The organism is Desertihabitans aurantiacus, from assembly GCF_003344635.1.
In the GTDB taxonomy this organism is placed as follows: domain Bacteria; phylum Actinomycetota; class Actinomycetes; order Propionibacteriales; family Propionibacteriaceae; genus Desertihabitans; species Desertihabitans aurantiacus.
In genome coordinates, this window is the sequence record NZ_QPKK01000066.1 from 1 (window position 1) to 15,168 (window position 15,168).

General features: G+C 73.6%; 16 protein-coding genes and 1 tRNA gene. 9 read left to right on the forward strand and 8 right to left on the reverse strand.

Going from position 1 to position 15,168, the window contains the following annotated elements; all coding sequences use genetic code 11:
* Positions 1-85 precede the first annotated feature (85 nt).
* Positions 86-1,381, reverse strand: a complete 1,296-nt coding sequence (locus tag DVA66_RS07550; RefSeq protein ID WP_114559523.1) for an ABC transporter substrate-binding protein — start codon at positions 1,379-1,381, stop codon at positions 86-88.
* A gap of 56 nt (positions 1,382-1,437) precedes the next feature.
* Positions 1,438-2,355, reverse strand: a complete 918-nt coding sequence (locus DVA66_RS07555; RefSeq protein ID WP_114559524.1) for a nucleoside hydrolase — start codon at positions 2,353-2,355, stop codon at positions 1,438-1,440.
* A gap of 115 nt (positions 2,356-2,470) precedes the next feature.
* On the opposite strand from DVA66_RS07555, the gene DVA66_RS07560 reads away from it, so the two are divergent.
* The 3 genes from DVA66_RS07560 to DVA66_RS07570 all read left to right on the forward strand — a co-directional run bounded on the left by DVA66_RS07560 (position 2,471) and on the right by DVA66_RS07570 (position 6,511).
* On the forward strand, positions 2,471-3,901 hold the full coding sequence (locus tag DVA66_RS07560) for an FGGY family carbohydrate kinase (protein WP_232821828.1): 1,431 nt from the start codon (positions 2,471-2,473) through the stop codon (positions 3,899-3,901).
* A 95-nt stretch (positions 3,902-3,996) separates the two neighbouring features.
* The gene (locus DVA66_RS07565; protein WP_198671570.1) at positions 3,997-4,920 is read left to right on the forward strand and encodes a sugar-binding transcriptional regulator; all 924 of its coding nucleotides are present in this window, start codon (positions 3,997-3,999) and stop codon (positions 4,918-4,920) included.
* Between the two features lie 28 nt (positions 4,921-4,948).
* Positions 4,949-6,511 (forward strand): apiosidase-like domain-containing protein, encoded by a 1,563-nt coding sequence (locus tag DVA66_RS07570; protein WP_114559527.1) that lies wholly within the window; start codon positions 4,949-4,951, stop codon positions 6,509-6,511.
* A gap of 26 nt (positions 6,512-6,537) precedes the next feature.
* Here the strand turns inward: DVA66_RS07570 and DVA66_RS20850 are convergent, their stop codons facing one another.
* From DVA66_RS20850 to DVA66_RS07580, 3 genes are all read right to left on the reverse strand, one after another.
* Entirely contained in the window at positions 6,538-6,678 is a 141-nt protein-coding gene (locus DVA66_RS20850; protein WP_157973892.1) for a hypothetical protein, read from the reverse strand.
* A gap of 108 nt (positions 6,679-6,786) precedes the next feature.
* Entirely contained in the window at positions 6,787-8,325 is a 1,539-nt protein-coding gene (locus tag DVA66_RS07575) for a flotillin family protein (protein WP_114559528.1), read from the reverse strand.
* A gap of 243 nt (positions 8,326-8,568) precedes the next feature.
* Complete coding sequence (locus DVA66_RS07580) at positions 8,569-9,276, reverse strand: NfeD family protein (protein WP_114559529.1); 708 nt, start codon at positions 9,274-9,276, stop codon at positions 8,569-8,571.
* Between the two features lie 106 nt (positions 9,277-9,382).
* On the opposite strand from DVA66_RS07580, the gene DVA66_RS07585 reads away from it, so the two are divergent.
* Positions 9,383-10,546, forward strand: a complete 1,164-nt coding sequence (locus DVA66_RS07585; protein WP_114559530.1) for a cutinase family protein — start codon at positions 9,383-9,385, stop codon at positions 10,544-10,546.
* Here DVA66_RS07585 and DVA66_RS07590 read toward each other — a convergent pair.
* On the reverse strand, positions 10,540-11,457 hold the full coding sequence (locus DVA66_RS07590) for a helix-turn-helix domain-containing protein (protein ID WP_114559531.1): 918 nt from the start codon (positions 11,455-11,457) through the stop codon (positions 10,540-10,542). The genes DVA66_RS07585 and DVA66_RS07590 overlap by 7 nt on opposite strands.
* 142 nt (positions 11,458-11,599) lie before the next feature.
* Positions 11,600-11,926 carry an L-rhamnose mutarotase gene (locus DVA66_RS07595; protein WP_114559537.1) on the reverse strand — a complete coding sequence of 109 codons (327 nt, stop codon included), beginning with the start codon at positions 11,924-11,926 and terminating at the stop codon, positions 11,600-11,602.
* 155 nt (positions 11,927-12,081) lie between these two features.
* On the opposite strand from DVA66_RS07595, the gene DVA66_RS07600 reads away from it, so the two are divergent.
* From DVA66_RS07600 to DVA66_RS07620, 5 genes are all read left to right on the forward strand, one after another.
* The gene (locus DVA66_RS07600; RefSeq protein ID WP_114559532.1) at positions 12,082-12,474 is read left to right on the forward strand and encodes a GntR family transcriptional regulator; all 393 of its coding nucleotides are present in this window, start codon (positions 12,082-12,084) and stop codon (positions 12,472-12,474) included.
* Between the two features lie 22 nt (positions 12,475-12,496).
* Entirely contained in the window at positions 12,497-13,333 is an 837-nt protein-coding gene (locus DVA66_RS07605; RefSeq protein ID WP_157973893.1) for an ABC transporter ATP-binding protein, read from the forward strand.
* Complete coding sequence (locus tag DVA66_RS07610; RefSeq protein ID WP_114559534.1) at positions 13,330-13,977, forward strand: ABC-2 transporter permease; 648 nt, start codon at positions 13,330-13,332, stop codon at positions 13,975-13,977. Before DVA66_RS07605 ends, DVA66_RS07610 begins: the two co-directional genes overlap by 4 nt.
* A gap of 44 nt (positions 13,978-14,021) precedes the next feature.
* Entirely contained in the window at positions 14,022-14,192 is a 171-nt protein-coding gene (locus DVA66_RS21575) for a hypothetical protein (RefSeq protein WP_232821827.1), read from the forward strand.
* A 129-nt stretch (positions 14,193-14,321) separates the two neighbouring features.
* Positions 14,322-14,394, forward strand: a tRNA-Lys gene (locus DVA66_RS07620).
* A 177-nt stretch (positions 14,395-14,571) separates the two neighbouring features.
* On the opposite strand, the gene DVA66_RS07625 is transcribed toward DVA66_RS07620, so the two are convergent.
* Positions 14,572-15,168, reverse strand: a 597-nt coding sequence (locus tag DVA66_RS07625; RefSeq protein WP_114559536.1) for a hypothetical protein, incomplete at its 5' end; no start/stop codon positions are given.

The window sequence follows — 15,168 nt, forward strand, 5'->3', positions numbered from 1 at the left end:
CGGGGGACCGGCGGCGGCCGCCGCCGGAGGCGCGCGCGTCCGGGACGCGCGCGCCGGTGGTGAGGGTCGGGGACGTCATCGCGGGTCAGTCCTGCGCCCAGGTCGAGACGACCTCCTGCATCCGCTTCGCGGCGTCGGCAGGGCTCGTCCTGCCCTGGAGGACGTCGCTCTGGATGGCGAAGTACTGGTCGGCCTGCTGCTTGGGGAAGGCCTGGTCCTGGATCGTGTAGAAGGGCTGCTGGCCCTGACCCTGGGCCCACTCGGCCGCCAGCGGCTGGGTCTGCGGGTCGGGCTCGGCACCCTCGACCGTCGAGGCGCCGATCTTCATCGCCTGCTGCGCCTCAGGCTGGAGGATGAAGTCGAGGAGCGCGGCCGCCTTGTCCGGGTTGCCCGAACGGGCGTTGACCATGTAGCCCTCGACGAAGCCGGAGTGACGCTGCGGCTCGTGGTCGGTGGGCAGGGCGAAGACGCCGAAGTCGGCCGAGTCCGCGCCGGCGGACTGGATGGCCTGGGCCTCGGTCCAGGGGCCGGTGATGGTGTAGGCCTGCCGGCCCTGGACGTAGCCGGGCTCGACGTCGGCCGGGTCCAGCCCGACGGCGCCGTCTGGCAGCCACCCCTCGTCCTGCCACTTCTTGAAGTTGGTGAACGCGGTGACGACCTCGGGCCGGTCCCAGCTCTCCCCACCGACCAGCAGCTGGTCGTGCAGCTCGGGCCCCGCAGCGGTCTCGAGCAGGTACTCGAAGAGACGCATGATGTGCCAGCCGTACTTGCCACCGGTGGCCAGCGGCGTCATCCCGGAGCCCAGCAGCCGGGCGTTGACCTCCTCCAGCTCGGCGTAGCTGGTGGGCGGACCCTCCACCCCCGCCTCCTCGAAGGCGGCCCTGTTGTACCAGGCGCCGAGGCCGAGGGCGCTGAAGGGCACGCCGGCACGGACGCCGTCGAAGGTCATCCCCTCGATCGCGGCGGTGTTGATCCGGGAGTCCCAGCCGTACTGCTGGTAGTACGGGGTGAGGTCGAGCGCCTGCTGGGCCTCGGCGAACGGGGCGCCGATCTGGCCGCCCCAGATCCGCCAGATGTCGGGCCCGGAACCACCGAGGAGCTCGGTGCGCAGCTTGTCGGGGAAGACGGCCGCGCCGGAGCCGGGCAGCGAGTCCACCGCGGTGGTGGTGCCGTTGGCCTGGTCGAAGGCCTTGACCTGGTCGCGCAGCAGCCCGATGGTCGTGTCGTCCTCGTAGGTGAAGAGCCGCAGCGTGTTCGAGCCCCCGGATCCGGAGCCCCCGGGCGTGCCGGTGGGAGCGGCGCCGGTGCAGGCGGACAGGCCGGCACCGATCGCGGCCGCCCCCGTGAGCCCGAGCAGGCCCCGACGGGTGAGTCCAGTCATGTCAGTCTCCTTTGTCTGATGCTGGGTGCACGTCCGGACCCAGCCGGACGGTGGTGTCAGTCCCGGCCCTGCGCCGGGACGGTGGTGGTCGGCTGGACGCCCTCGCGCCCGAACCGGCGGATCTTGGCGAACATGTCCTCGAGCAGGTAGCGCACGTCGACGGCGTCGAACACCTTGACCGGGTGCCCGGCTCCGGGCAGGTAGCCGCCCTCGCGGCTGAACCGGGGCGAGGGCCTGGTGCGCGCCACCCCGCCACGGGGGTTCAGCACGAGCGAGATGGCCGGGGAGTCGCCCAGCGAGCGGTGCTCGATGGGCTCGCCGTGGTGGGCGGCGTTCCACTCCACCAGCTGGCGGATGAGGTAGTCGGCCAGCGGACTGGTGCCGCCGATCTTCTCCTCCAGCTCGGCGTACCCCACCGAGACCATGGAGTAGACCGGGGCCGGCACCTGCCAGAGCGTGATGCCGGAGTCGAAGACGACGTTGGCGGCCGGGATGTCGTTGCGGAGGTTGAACTCGATGCCCGGATAGGCCCAGTCCACGTCGTATCCCATGCCGCCGATCCAGACCACCACCACCGGCCGCGTCACGATCTCGGGGTCGAGCAGGATCGCACTGGCCATGTCGGTCAACGGGCCCAGGAAGGTCACGAACAGCGGGTCGTCGGGAGTGGCCAGCCGGCTCTCCTCGACGATCAGCCGGGCCCCCGGTGAGTCGGCGGGGGTGGCCTCGTCCGGGATCGCCGCCGCGGCCCCGTCGGCCACGACCACGTCGGGGCGGCCGAGCAGGTCCAGCAGCAGGTCCACCTCGGCGCGGGACTCGGCCAGGCTCTGCTCGGTCCGCTCGGTGCCGAAGTGCGCCGGGACCACCCCGCGCACGTCCAAGGTCGGCGACAGCAGCGCGTGCACGATCGCGTACTGGTCGTCGGCCTCGTTCTTGGCGTCGGTGTCGATGATCACTCGTCGTCGAGCCGTCACATCTCGTCCTTCGGTAGCCGTTGCATAATCATTCCGTACCCGTATATTCTCTCATCCAACGGCGTCCCGTCAAGGCTGGGTCGCCCCCGAGCAGAGGGAGTCGACGTTGACCCGCGTGCTGGCCATCGACCAGGGCACCACCAACACCAAGGCCGTGCTGGTCGCCGCCGACGGCTCGGTCACCTCCACCGGCGTCGCCGGCGTCTCCGTGCAGCACCCCGCACCAGGGCACGTGGAGCAGGACGCCGAGGAGCTCTGGGCGAGCGTCGTCCGGGCCGTCGGCAGCTGCCTGGACCAGGCGCCCGATGTCGCCGTCACCGCGCTGGTCCTCTCCACCCAGCGGGAGTCGGTGCTGGCCTGGGACCGCCGCGAGGGCCGGCCGCTCGGACCCGTCGTCGGCTGGCAGGACGAGCGGACCGCGGCCTGGTGCCGGGACAGGGTCTCCGAGGCCGAGGAGGAGCTGGTCCGCTCGCGCACCGGGCTGCGGGTCGACCCGATGTTCTCGGCACCGAAGATCGCCTGGCTCCTCGCCCAGCCGCCGGCGTCCGACCTCTCGCGGGTCTGCGTGGGCACGGTCGACTCGTGGCTGCTCTGGCGGCTGACGGGCGGGGCCCGTCACGTCACCGAGGCGGGGAACGCCTCCAGGACGCTGCTGTACGACGTCGCGGGGCTCGGCTGGTCGGCCGAGCTGCTCGACGTGTTCGGCGTCCCGCTCGAGGTGCTCCCGCAGGTGCTGCGCTCCGACGGCGACTTCGGCGTCACCCGTGACGTCCCGGGACTCCCCGACGGCGTGCCCGTGCTCGCCGTCCTCGCCGACTCCCACGCGGCCCTGCTCGGCCAGGGTTGCACCGTGCCCGGCAGGCTCAAGGCCACCTACGGGACGGGGACCTCGGTGATGACCCCGGCACCGGGTCTGGCCACGGACGACTCCGGCGTGTCCTCGACCCTGGCCTGGTTGACCGAGGCACCGACGTACGCCCGCGAGGGCAACATCCTGGCGTCCGGAGCAGCGCTCGCCTGGACCGGCCGGCTGCTCGGGCTCGACGTGCCGGCGCTGCTCGAGCTGGCCGCCTCGGTCCCCGACTCCGGCGGCGTCACCCTGCTCCCCTCCTTCACCGGCCTCGGCGCGCCGCACTGGCGGCGCGGGTTGCGGGCCGCGATCACCCAGCTCGACGCCGGCAGCGGCCGTGCGCAGGTGGCCCGCGCCGCGGTGGACGCCGTCGCCCAGCAGGTCTGCGACGTCGTCGAGGTGGTGGACGCCGACGTCCCGGTGGGCACCGTCCGGGCCGACGGCGGGGCCACCGCCTCGCAGCTGCTGATGCAGTCGCAGGCCGACCTCCTGGGCTGCCCGGTGGAGGTCGCCGACGTGCCGGAGGTCTCGGCCTACGGCGCAGCGGTCCTCGGCTGGCGGCGGCTCGGCGTGGAGCTCCCGGTGCGCCGCTCCCGCCGCACCTTCGTCCCCCAGATCACCGAGGAGGCGCGGCGCGAACGGCGGGGACGGTGGCAGCAGGAGGTGCGGCGGCTGACCTCGGCCGCCGGGTCATGACCGATACAGTCGGGGCCTCTGCCACGGAGGAGGCACTGTTGGCCGGAACGAACGCAGCCGGGACCGCTGATGCCCCGGACGGCCAGGTCCGCCTGATGACCAAGATCGCGCACCTGTACCACGAGCAGAACCTGCGGCAGAACGAGATCGCGGCCATGCTGCACATCTCGCAGGCCAAGGTCTCCCGGCTGCTCAAGCGAGCCGGTGAGGTCGGCATCGTCCGCACCGTGGTGGTCGTCTCCCAGGGGGTGCACACCGACCTCGAACGCGCCCTCGAGGAGCGCTACGGGCTGCTCGAGGCCGTGGTCGCCGACGTCTCGGGTGACGAGGTCGCGGTGCTCGCCGGTCTCGGCTCGGCCGGGGCCAGCTACCTGGAGGCCACGCTGTCCGGCGGCGAGCGCATCGGGGTCTCGTCCTGGAGCCAGACCCTGCTGGCCGTCGTCGACCGCCTGCGGCAGCGACGGACCTCCGGTGCGGAGTCGGTCGTGCAGCTCGTGGGCGGGATCGGCGCGAGCGCCGCGCAGGCCCAGGCGAACCGGCTGCTCAGCGAGTTCGCCCACGCGGTCGGCGCCAGCCCCTCCTACGTCCCCGCGCCCGGTCTGGTGGGACGTGCGGCGATGCGCCGCGACCTGATGGCCGAGCCGGCGGTGCGCAGCGTGACAGCGAGCTGGCCGGACCTGACGATGGCGCTGGTCGGCATCGGCAGCCTGCAGCCGTCGGAGCTGCTGCAGCGCAGCGGCAACGCCATCGACCCCGCCGACCAGGCGGCGCTGCTCGAGCTGAGCGCCGTCGGCGACGTGTGCCACCGCTTCTTCGACGCCTCCGGCCGCCACGTCCGCAGCGAGCTGGACGCCCGCGTCGTCGGCATCGACCCGGACAGCTTCCGGACCATCCCGCGCCGGATCGGCCTGGCCGGCGGTGAGCGCAAGCACGAAGCGATCCGGGCGGCCGTCCTGGGGCGCTGGATCAACGTCCTGCTGACCGACCTCAGCACGGCCCGCGCCCTGCTGGCGGACTGACCCGCCCCGAGACCAGACGAGGAGTCCCGTGCCAGCCCAGCAGCCCACCACCGCACCCCAGTGGCAGCAGGTCGAGATCACGCTGACCGGCCCCACCGCCGACAACCCCTATACCGACGTCGACCTGTGGGTCGACTTCACCCACGACAGCGGCGACACGCTGCGCCGACCGGCGTTCTTCGACGGCGGCACCACCTGGCGGGTGCGCTTCGCCTCCACACTGCCCACCGGCCGGTGGACCTGGTCCGCGCACGGGCACCCCGCGGTCGACGGCACGATCGGCGAGCTGACGGCCGCCCCGCCGGACCCGAGGCCGCACCCGGCGACCCGGCACGGGTTCTGGCGCCTCTCCCCCACCGCGCGCACGCTCGAGCACGCGGACGGCACCCCGGTCCTCGTCGTGGCCGACACCGCGTGGGCGCTGCCCTGGCGGGCGACCCCGGAGGAGGTGGTCGACTACGCACGGCACCGCAGCGCGCAGGGGTTCAACGCGGCGCAGCTGATGAGCGTGCAGCCGGACATGCGGGCGACCGGACCACGGGCCCGGGGCGTCGACGAGGGCTTCGACACCGGGTTCGACGACCTGCCCGAAGGACGCCTCACCCGGCTTCGGGTCGAGTACTTCCGCACCCTCGACGAGCTGACCGGGGTCCTGGTCGACCACGGGATCACCCCGGTGCTGCAGCCGGTCTTCCACGGCTTCGGCTGGAAGGGGCTCGACGTCGCGGGCCCGGTGGTGCCGCCCGAGGACTACGCCCGCTACTGCCGCTACCTGGTCGCCCGCTACGGCGCACGTCCGGCCGTCTACCTCGTCGGTGCGGACGGGGCCGGCACCGAGCCGCAGATCGAGGCGGGTGGGAAGGAGGTCGAGCGGCAGGACTGCTACGGCCAGCCCACCGGCATCCACTACCGGCCGCACGCCCGCAACGACGCCCACCAGGCCGCCGCCTGGCTCGACTTCCAGTGGTGCCAGACGGGTCACGCCGGTGAGCACGTACCCGAGCGCCTGGCGACCATGTGGGCACACCGGCCGGTGAAGGCGGTGATGAATGGCGAGCCGACCTACGAGCACACCGGCCTGCGCGGGCGCGCGGCCGGCTGGTGGCAGGGCCACGAGGCGTGGCAGAACCTCTGTGCCGGCGGCGTGATGGGCGTCGCCTACGGCGCGGGCAGCCTCTGGCAGTGGGCCGTCCGGCCCGATGAGCCGGGGCAGTCGGAGTTCTTCCTGGCGCCCGGTGCCGGCTGGCGCGAGGCCCTGCACTTCGAGGGGGCGGGCTACGTCGGTCTGGTCGGCCGCATCCTCGCCGGACTCCCTGTCGCCCGCCTCCAACCCTGCTGGGACGTCTCCCTCAACACCCGCGGCCTGCTCGACCCCGGCGTCCTCTACATCGGCTACGCCGAGCACGGCGGGCCGTGGCGGTTCCTGGACGCCGACGGCCGTGTCCCGTCGCGCTACTGGCTCCTCGACCCGACCAACGGGGCCGTGGTCGACGCCGGTCTGCGGCCCGGCGACGGCGGTGTCATCGACGCGGAGGGCGGGGCCCCGCGCGTCCTCATCTGCAGCGAGGTGACCCCGCCGTCCTGCGCCTGAGCGCCGACCCGGACGCCGACCGTGGGTCAGGCGGCGGGGAAGCCGGTGGCAGGAGCGACGTCGCGGTCGGCGTCCAGCGGCTCCCGGAGGGTCTGCACCTTGGGGGTGGCGTAGGCGTGTTCGTCGGTGCCGAAGTCGGCGACCTCCCCGGCCAGCGCCTCACTCATCGCCTCCAGGCCGGCACCGACCCGGTCCCCGGCTGCGGCCGACGCCCCGGGCGGTCCGGGTACGACGAACGGCCCCGGCCGGAGCCGGGGCCGTCCATCTGAGGGCTGTCAGGAGCGCGCGGGCTGCTCCGGGCCGGGCTCGCCCGGCACCACGGTGGCGGAACCGCGGCCGCCGTCCTCGCTGTAGCGGTCGACCAGCTTGCTCAGGTCGACGCCGGTGCTGTTCTTGATCAGCTCCATCGCCTGGACGATGTTGCTGGTCACCTGCTTGGGCATCTCGCCGGCGCCGTCGGTGGAGATGACGGTGAGCTTGTCGATCGCCGACATCGGGGCCGCGACCTCGCGGGCCACCTGGGGCAGCACCTCGACCAGCATCTGCAGCACGGCGGCGTCGTTGTACCGGGCGAACGCGTCGGCGCGCTTGTTCATCGCCTCGGCCTCGGCCTGACCGCGGGCCAGGATCGCGGCGGCCTCGGCCTCACCCTCGGCCCGCAGCGCCTCGGCCTCGGCGATACGACGGGCCTTCTCGGCCTCACCGCGCTTGGCACCCTCGATCGCCTCGGCCTCGGCGAGCGCGGCACGGCGGGACTTGTCACCCTCACCGGTGAGACGGGCCTTCTCGGCCTCGGCCTGCGCGGCGGCGATGGAGGCCTGGCGGCGGGCGTCGGCCTCGAGGATCTCGGACTGGCGGCGACCCTCGGCCTCGGTCTCGACCCGGTAGCGCTCGGCGTCGGCGGGCTTGCGGACCTCGGTGTCGAGCTGGCGGTCCTTCAGCGCGGCCTGCCGGACGGCCACCTTCTCCTGCTCGGCGAGGATGGCCTGGTCGCGGTCGGCCTGGGCCAGCGGTCCGGCGGCGGCGGCCTGCGCGGCGGCGGCGTCGGTCTCGGCCCTGATCTCGGCCTGCTTCAGGTTCAGGGACCGCTCGGAGATGGCGATCTCCTGCTCGGCGGCCAGCCGGGCCTGCTGGGCGGCCTGGGTGGCGTTGGCCTCGGCGATGGCCGCGACCTGACCGACCCGGGCGGCCTCGGGACGTCCCAGGTCGGAGAGGTAGGTGCCGTCGTCGGTGATGTCCTGGATCTGGAAGGTGTCGAGCACCAGGCCCTGACCGGTCAGCGAGGACTCCGACTCGTCGGCCACCCGCTGGGCGAAGGCGGCGCGGTCGCGGATGATCTGCTCGACCGACAGCGAGCCGACGATGGAGCGCAGCGAACCGGCCAGCGTCTCCTGGGTGAAGGTCTCGATCTCCTCCTGCTGGGTGAGGAAGCGCTGCGCGGCGGCGCGGATCGAGTCCTCGTTGCCGCCGACCTTGACGATGGCGACGCCGTCGAGGTTGAGCTTGACGCCCTGGCCGGAGACCGCGCCACGGATCTGCACCATGATGCGACGGCTGGAGAGGTCGAGGATGTGCAGGCGCTGCACGAACGGCACGACGAAGACGCCGCCGCCCATGACGACCTTCTGGCCGGACAGGTCGGTGGAGATCTCACCGGTCTCGGGGTTCTTCACCTCCTTGCCCTTGCGTCCGGTGACGATGAACGCCTCGTTCGGGCCGGCCACCTTGTAGCGGCTGGTGATGAGGAGGACGACCAGCACGACCAGGACGACGAGCGCCAGGATCGCGATGATCGGACTGCCGAGCAGATCCATGTGGGGGTCCTTCGTTCTCACCCGCCGGCGGGAGCGGTCCCGCGGGCGGGCTCGGTGGGCGACGACGGGCGCAGTCTGTCACCACCGGGGGTCGCCCGCACCCCGAGCGGGGAGGCTCTCAAGGCGCTCGGGCGGGGTTTCCGGACGACGGCAGCGGGCGGATGCCCCGGCGCCACGCGGCGCGCGCGGTCTTCCCGGCTCGCGGACGGTCCGTCCGAGGGCAGGAGAAGTCTCAGCGGACTCTCAGCGCTGGGTGTCGTCGCGGGCCCACGGCGACCAGGTCTGCTCGGGCGGGGTGAACCCGGGCCCGCGCTGCTCGGGCTCGGGTGCGGCGCGGCGCGCGGGCGGCTCGGTACCCGCCGGGGGCGTGACGTCGACGTCGGGTTCGGCGCTGGGCGGCGGCGGGGACGGCGGCAGGTGGTCCAGGGCGACGTCCTGGCCGACCCGCGGGGCGGCGGTGGTGACCGGTTCGACCACGACCGCGGTGGCGGAGAGGATCGCGGTGATGGTGACGTTGGCGCCGACCGGGATCGGGGCCGCGGCGCGGGCGTTCAGCCGGGTGATGTGACCGGCCGCGACCAGGGTCACCTCACCGTAGCCGTCGGCCGGGATGGGGGTGCTGACCGAGCAGGCCCGTCCGACCAGCGAGGCGGTGCGGACGGTGGAGTCGTTCTCCTCCTTGCGGAGGAACCGGGTGCCGACCGCCACCAGCGCACCCATCGCGACCCCGGCCAGCAGCCCGACGACGATGCCGATCCCGACGCTGCCGCCGCTGAGGTCGTAGGCCAGCGCCCCGGCGAAGCCGAACGCGCCGATGAACCCGGCCAGGCCCGCACCGGAGAGCCACTCGCCCCCGATGCCGTCGAAGATGCCCTCGACGACCTCGCCGGCGATCAGCGTGACCACCAGCAGCACCAGGCCGACGGCGCCCACCACGAAGAACACGGTCATGGTCTCTCCCTCCCGCTGGTGCCGGAGTCTAGTGGTCGGGACGTCCTTGGGCCGGGCTGCTTGACTGGCGCCATGGCTCCGCGCTCCCGCCGACCCAGCTGATCACGTGCGGCTGCTTCCCCTGTTCGGCTGCCTGCTGGCGTCCCTGCTGCTGCTCGTCCCGCCCGCCCCAGCCTCGGCCCGCACGGCCTCCTGGGACGGGCTGGACGACGTCCCCGACCCCTCCAGCGCACCGGCCGGTGAGTGCGCCGACCTGCTGTTCGTCGGCGCCCGCGGGTCGGGTGAGGTCACGCCGTGGGGCGACACCGTGGAGCAGGCCCGGACGGCCCTGGACGAGGCGGTGCGACGCTCCCCCACCAGCCGGCCGCTGACCGCCCGGACCGTCTGGCTGGACTTCCCGGCCTCCGACCCGCACACCCTGGCCGAGGTCGGGCTGGAGGAGCTGGCGCTGGCCGAGGAGCCGCCGCCGACGACCTACTTCGACAGCGTGACGGTCGGTGAGCAGCGGCTGCAGCAGCTGCTGGACGACTCGGCCGCGCGCTGTCCGCGGGAGCGCTGGATCCTCGTCGGGTTCTCCCAGGGGGCCGAGGTCGTCACCGCCGCGCTCAGCCGGCGCACCGACGGGTGGCGGGTGGCCGGGGCGGTGCTGGCCGGCAGCCCCGCCACCTACCCCGGGCAGGCGGTCCGCCGCCACGGGACGGCCCCGGAGAGCGCGACCGGGCTGGTGGCGACACTGGGCTACGTCCGCGCCCAGGTGCAGGAGGCCCGCCGCAGCGGCGCCGACGGCGAGGGGGTGTCGACCATGGTCCGCTCGCTGATCCAGGTGGCGGTGGACCAGACCGACCCGACGGCGATGGCGGCGGCGGCCGCCGGGGACGACCTCGACCTGCCCGCCGACGTCCCGGTGTTCTCCGTCTGCGACAGCGGCGACCTGGTCTGCGACGCCGGGCCGGCGCTGCTGCGGGTGAGCAGCGGGTCCACCGACTTCGCCGAGGAGTTCGAACGGACCCGGCCCGTCCACGGCGGCTACGGCGCCGAGCACTTCGCGCCGGTCTTCGACGCGGTGCTCGCCGAGCTGCCGCCGCGGCTCCCGCCGCCCGAGCCGGTGCCGACGGTGCCCCCGGTGGAGCGCCCGGACGCCGTCGCCGTGGTGGTCGCGACCGGGGCGCTGCTGCTGGTGCTCGGCGCGGTGGGGCTGACCTGGTGGCGCCGGCGTCGACGTCCTGCGCCGGCGGACGACGCCCCTGGTCGCCGGGGTGGCGCTCAGTAGCCCCAGCGCACGCCGAGGGTGCCGGGGCCGAAGTTGCGCTGCCGGTGGTGCACGACGGTGAAGCCGTCGACCTGGGCCGGGTAGAGCTCGCTGCCGCCCTCGGAGTCGGTGTAGCGCTCGACCCAGGCGGGCAGCCGGTCGGGGTGGAACCGGACCGAGGCGAGGATCTCCTGGTTGCGCTGCTCGGTGTAGCACTCGAACCGCTGCGCGGGCACCGCGTGCTGCGGCCGCATGGTCCACTCCAGCATGACCTCCTCGCCGAGGTGCAGCGGGCGCGGCAGCAGCAGCTCGGCCACCGACACCTTGGCCTCGGGCCGTCGGATGACGCGACCCAGGCTGCAGCCGATGGTCTCGATGGTGGCGAACGGGTCGGAGTCCTGGCTGAGCGCGACGTACATCTCGGCCAGCCGCTCGATCCCCGGCCGCCCGGCGCGGTAGAGGCCGCGGTTGCCGAAGGCGGTCGGGGCGCCGTCGGGGCCGATGTCGACCCAGCGGTGCAGCCACTCGACGTAGAGCCCGTTCATCAGGTCGTCCAGGCCGAGCTCGGCGAAGATCTCCGGGACGCCGTCTCGGGCCAGCAGCCGGTCCGCCCGGGCCGGGCCGCGGGGCCCCAGCCGGCGCGACGGCGGCACCGAGCGCTGCAGCTCGTCCGGGTCGAGCCCGAGGATCTCCTCGATGTCGCGCACCACCAGCCGCGAGTCCGCACCCTCGGGCACCCGCTTGCCCGAGCGCCAGTAGCTGAGCGTGGACAGGCTGACCGGGTTGCCGCGCTCGACCAGCTCACGCCGCAGCGCGGTCAGCGTCCAGCCGCTGGCGCGCAGGGCGGCGGCGAAGGACTCGCTGAACCACGACGCCCCGCCGGTCGCACCACCGCCGTCCGACGGGGTCTCTCCCTCCGTGCGCGGCTTCACAGTGCGACCCCGGATCCGTGAAGGCGAAGTTGTCTAACCTTCCCTGAGCGGGGCGCGGCACTCAGCTCTGCGGTTCGGGGGAACGTCAGGAGGGTGCCGCGTCCTCGTTCCCGGTGGACGGTGCTGGTCCCTCCCTCGCTCGTCACGAGACCTGGTCCGACAGGCTCCACACCTGGGGTAGTGGTGCTGGTGAGCCGTCCGGGCCCGCGGGATCGAAGTGGTCCACGATCTGACCGATGTGCTGCTGCCAGCGGGCGTCCGCCGGGCTCTCGGCCAGCGCCGCCAGCGCGGCCTCCCAGTCGTCGCAGTCGACCCGGTGGAACAGGTGCCGGCCCGCCCGCCAGATCGTCCAGTCGTGGATGCCGATGCGCGCGAACTCCGCGGCCAGGTCGTCCGGGATGACCCGGTGCTCCCGGTCGTAGTCCAGCTCGCGGCCCTCGCGGATGAGCGAGTGCAGGGTGACGATCACCAGGACCTCCTCGTGCTGCACGGATGCGTCAGCGCAGAACGGTATAGAGCCCCGGGCTCACTTCATCAGGCCCACGCATCGGGCTCGCCGGACGGCTGGTCCTTGGGCGGAGGTGGCCTTACTGTTATGGTGTACATATACAGTTGGAGGTGGCCATGCGGGTTGTCGTGTCGACCAGCTCGACCACACCGATCTACGAGCAGATCAGGTCCCAGGTACGGGCCTCGATCCTGTCCGGCGAGATCGGTCCGGGCGAGACGCTGCCGTCGTTGCGCCAGCTCGCGGCTGACCTGCGGGTGAGCGTCATCACCGTGACGCGCGCCTACAACGACCTGGCCGCCGAGGGCCTCGTGCACAGCGAGCACGGACGCGGCTTCGTCGTGCTCGAGGTCGACGCCGACTCGGCGGCGACCGCGCTGCGGGGCCGGGTCGACGCCCTGCTCCGCGAGCTGTACGTGGCGGCCCGGCACGCGCGGCTGGACCAGCACGACATCCACCACCGTCTCGACGAGATCTGGAGCACCCATGACCGACCCGAGGACGCCTGACCACGCAGCACCCGCGCCGATAGTGCGGATCGAGGAGCTGCACGTCCGTAGACCAGCGTTCGAGCTCGACGGGATCTCCCTCTCCCTGTCCCGCGGCTCGGTCGTCGGCCTCGTCGGACCCAACGGCGCCGGCAAGACCACGACCATCCGGGCCCTGCTGGGGTTGCTGACCCCCGACTCGGGACGGGTCGAGGTGCTCGGGCACCCGGCCGGCGCGCCCGAGGCACTGGCCCGCACCGGTGTCGTGCTCGACCAGCCGACCGCGGCCGCGGAGTGGCGGGTCGACTCCGTCGGCCGCCGGCTCGCGCCGTTCTACCCCGGCTGGGACGCCGACCGGTTCGGCGAGCTGCTCGACCGGCTGCGGGTCCCCCGACAGCAGCGGGTCGGCGAGCTCTCCCGTGGGCAGGGCGTCAAGCTGTCCGTCGCGACGGCTCTGGCCGCCGACCCCGACCTGCTGGTCCTGGACGAGCCGTCCAGCGGGCTGGACCCGGCGTCGCGCCGCCAGATCGGTGACGTCATCCGCCAGTTCGTGATCGACCCCGAGCACGGGGTGCTCTTCTCCACCCACATCACCACCGACCTGCACGACCTGGCCGACGAGCTGGTGGTGATGGTCGGCGGGCGGATCGCCCACCGCGGCGTGCTGACCGACGTGGTGGAGGAGTTCGCGGTGGTGCGGGGGTCCGGTCCGGCGCCGTCGGTGCCGGTGCTCGGGCTGCAGCGCTCGGGCCAGCAGTGGTCCGCGCTGATCCGGATGGCCGACTCGGCCGCCTTCGGGCCCGAGGTGGTGATCGACGCCGCCGGCATCGACGACATCGTCGTCCACCTCGGCGCCGAGCACGAGGAGGCGGCCGCATGAGCGCACTGACGTTCACCCGCTTCGACCTGGCCTCGTGGTTCCCGCGGCGCCAGAACCTGCTGACCCTCACCTTCGCCGCGCTGGCTGGCGTGGCGCTGCCGGTCCCCGGGATGGCGGTGGTCGCGGCAGCCCTGGTCACCTCGCTGATGGTCTCCGCGCCCTTCCTCGGCGACGAGCGCGGACGCCTCAACACCCTCTACGGCGTGCTGCCGGTCTCTCGGCGCTCGGTCGTGCTGGGACGCGCGCTGTCGGTGCTCGTCTACTACCTCGTCGCGGCGGTGGTCGGCACCGTGGTCACCCTGGTGGTGGCGGCCGTCCGCGGCGACGCGTTGCCCGCACCCGAGCTGCTGGTGACGGTGCACGCGATCGCCTTCGCGGTGGTCGGGGTGGCGATGGCGGTGCAGCTGCCGGCGCTCTTCCGCGTCGGCTACTCCGCCGGACGCCTGATCGCCTACGCCCCGGCGTTCCTCATCGCCTGCCTGGCCTGGCTGGCGCAGGCGACGGGCGTCCTCGCCCCGCTGGCCGCGAGCGCGTCGGAGGTGCCGGTGGCCGTGGTGGCCGCCGCCGGGTTCGGTCTCGGCGTGCTGGGGATCGTCGTCGGAACTGCGCTGGCCGTCCACTTCTACCGGACGCGTGAGCTGTGAGCCGCCGACCGACGGGCACCGCCGGCTCCGGCAGCCGAGTCCGCGTGCTGCTCTACGGGATCGTGTTCGCGGCCCTCATCGCCAACGCCGTGGTCTCGCGGATGGGCGCGGAGCCCTGGATCAACGTGGCCCTGACCGGGGTGCTCGTCGTCGCGCTGCTCATCGACGTGAAGATGCGACGCTCCGCTCGCGCCGAGGAGGCCCGACGACGCTAGTCCGGACGGCTGGTGGCGCTCGCTCTGCGCCGCCGGCCGCTCGCGCTTTCGTGAGGTAGCCTCGGCGCTGCGGCGCCTCTGTCGCGGGCGTCCCAGGAGGTCTCTCCCAGCCCCGTCCGGGAGCGCTGCGGGCCTCTAGCTCAACTGGCAGAGCAGCGGACTTTTAATCCGCGGGTTGTGGGTTCGATCCCCACGGGGCCCACCGGATCCCGGCCCCCTGCCGCGTCCGCGGCAACTGGGACACCTTCCTCATCGCCCCAGCCGAGGCGCTGTGGCCGTCGGCGCGGTGGTCGCGCGACGGGCTGGGCGCTGAGCAGCTGGCCTGGCTGGCCGCGCCCGGCAGCACCGACCTGCTCGCCTGGGCCAGCGTCCGCCCGGCTCAGGACGCTCGCTGGGGGCGACGCCGGGTGGTCCTGCGGAGCACCGACCTCCCGGCCAGGGCCAGCGCGGCGCCGCCGAGCCAGGGCGCGGCGACCAGGAAGGGGTCCATCCAGGTGTGGGCGGTGTCGACCCGGCGGGCGTTGCGTCCGGTGCGGGAGCGGATCCCGCCGTACTTCAGCTCGGCACGGATCCCGGTCTCGCTGATCGGGTTGTCCGGGCGTCCCTGCAGCAGGGCGGTGACGCGCGACTCCGCGAACTCGACCCGGTCGGCCGCGATCAGCAGCAGCCAGTGCGCGGCGCGGGCCTCGCTGAAGCGCTCGTAGGAGTAGCGCCGGATGGCCCCCGACACCCCGTGCAGAGGCTGCGCGGTGCCGAAGACGGGCGTCACGCCGGCGTGCTCGATGGAGTGCTCCCGCGGCCGCTCCTCCGGCTGGCGGTCGGGGAGCTCCCAGTGCGCCCCGCTGGCCTCGGGGTCGAAGCGCAGCATCGGGGTGGAGGGCCGGTCGGCCGGGTCGAGGTCGACGCCCCAGCCGGGGATCCGGGCGCGCAGCTCCTCGGCGGGCGGGTTCGGGTGGGGGCGGTGGGCGGTGTAGGC

Excerpts from the sequence above, each read along its gene's own strand:
- DVA66_RS07575 (WP_114559528.1), bottom strand. The coding sequence starts at position 8,325 with ATGGATCTGCTCGGCAGTCCGATCATCGCGATCCTGGCGCTCGTCGTC.
- DVA66_RS07600 (WP_114559532.1), top strand. The coding sequence starts at position 12,082 with ATGCGGGTTGTCGTGTCGACCAGCTCGACCACACCGATCTACGAGCAG.
- DVA66_RS07550 (WP_114559523.1), bottom strand. The coding sequence starts at position 1,381 with ATGACTGGACTCACCCGTCGGGGCCTGCTCGGGCTCACGGGGGCGGCC.
- DVA66_RS07580 (WP_114559529.1), bottom strand. The coding sequence starts at position 9,276 with ATGACCGTGTTCTTCGTGGTGGGCGCCGTCGGCCTGGTGCTGCTGGTG.
- DVA66_RS07565 (WP_198671570.1), top strand. The coding sequence starts at position 3,997 with ATGACCAAGATCGCGCACCTGTACCACGAGCAGAACCTGCGGCAGAAC.
- DVA66_RS20850 (WP_157973892.1), bottom strand. The coding sequence starts at position 6,678 with ATGAGTGAGGCGCTGGCCGGGGAGGTCGCCGACTTCGGCACCGACGAA.
- DVA66_RS07610 (WP_114559534.1), top strand. The coding sequence starts at position 13,330 with ATGAGCGCACTGACGTTCACCCGCTTCGACCTGGCCTCGTGGTTCCCG.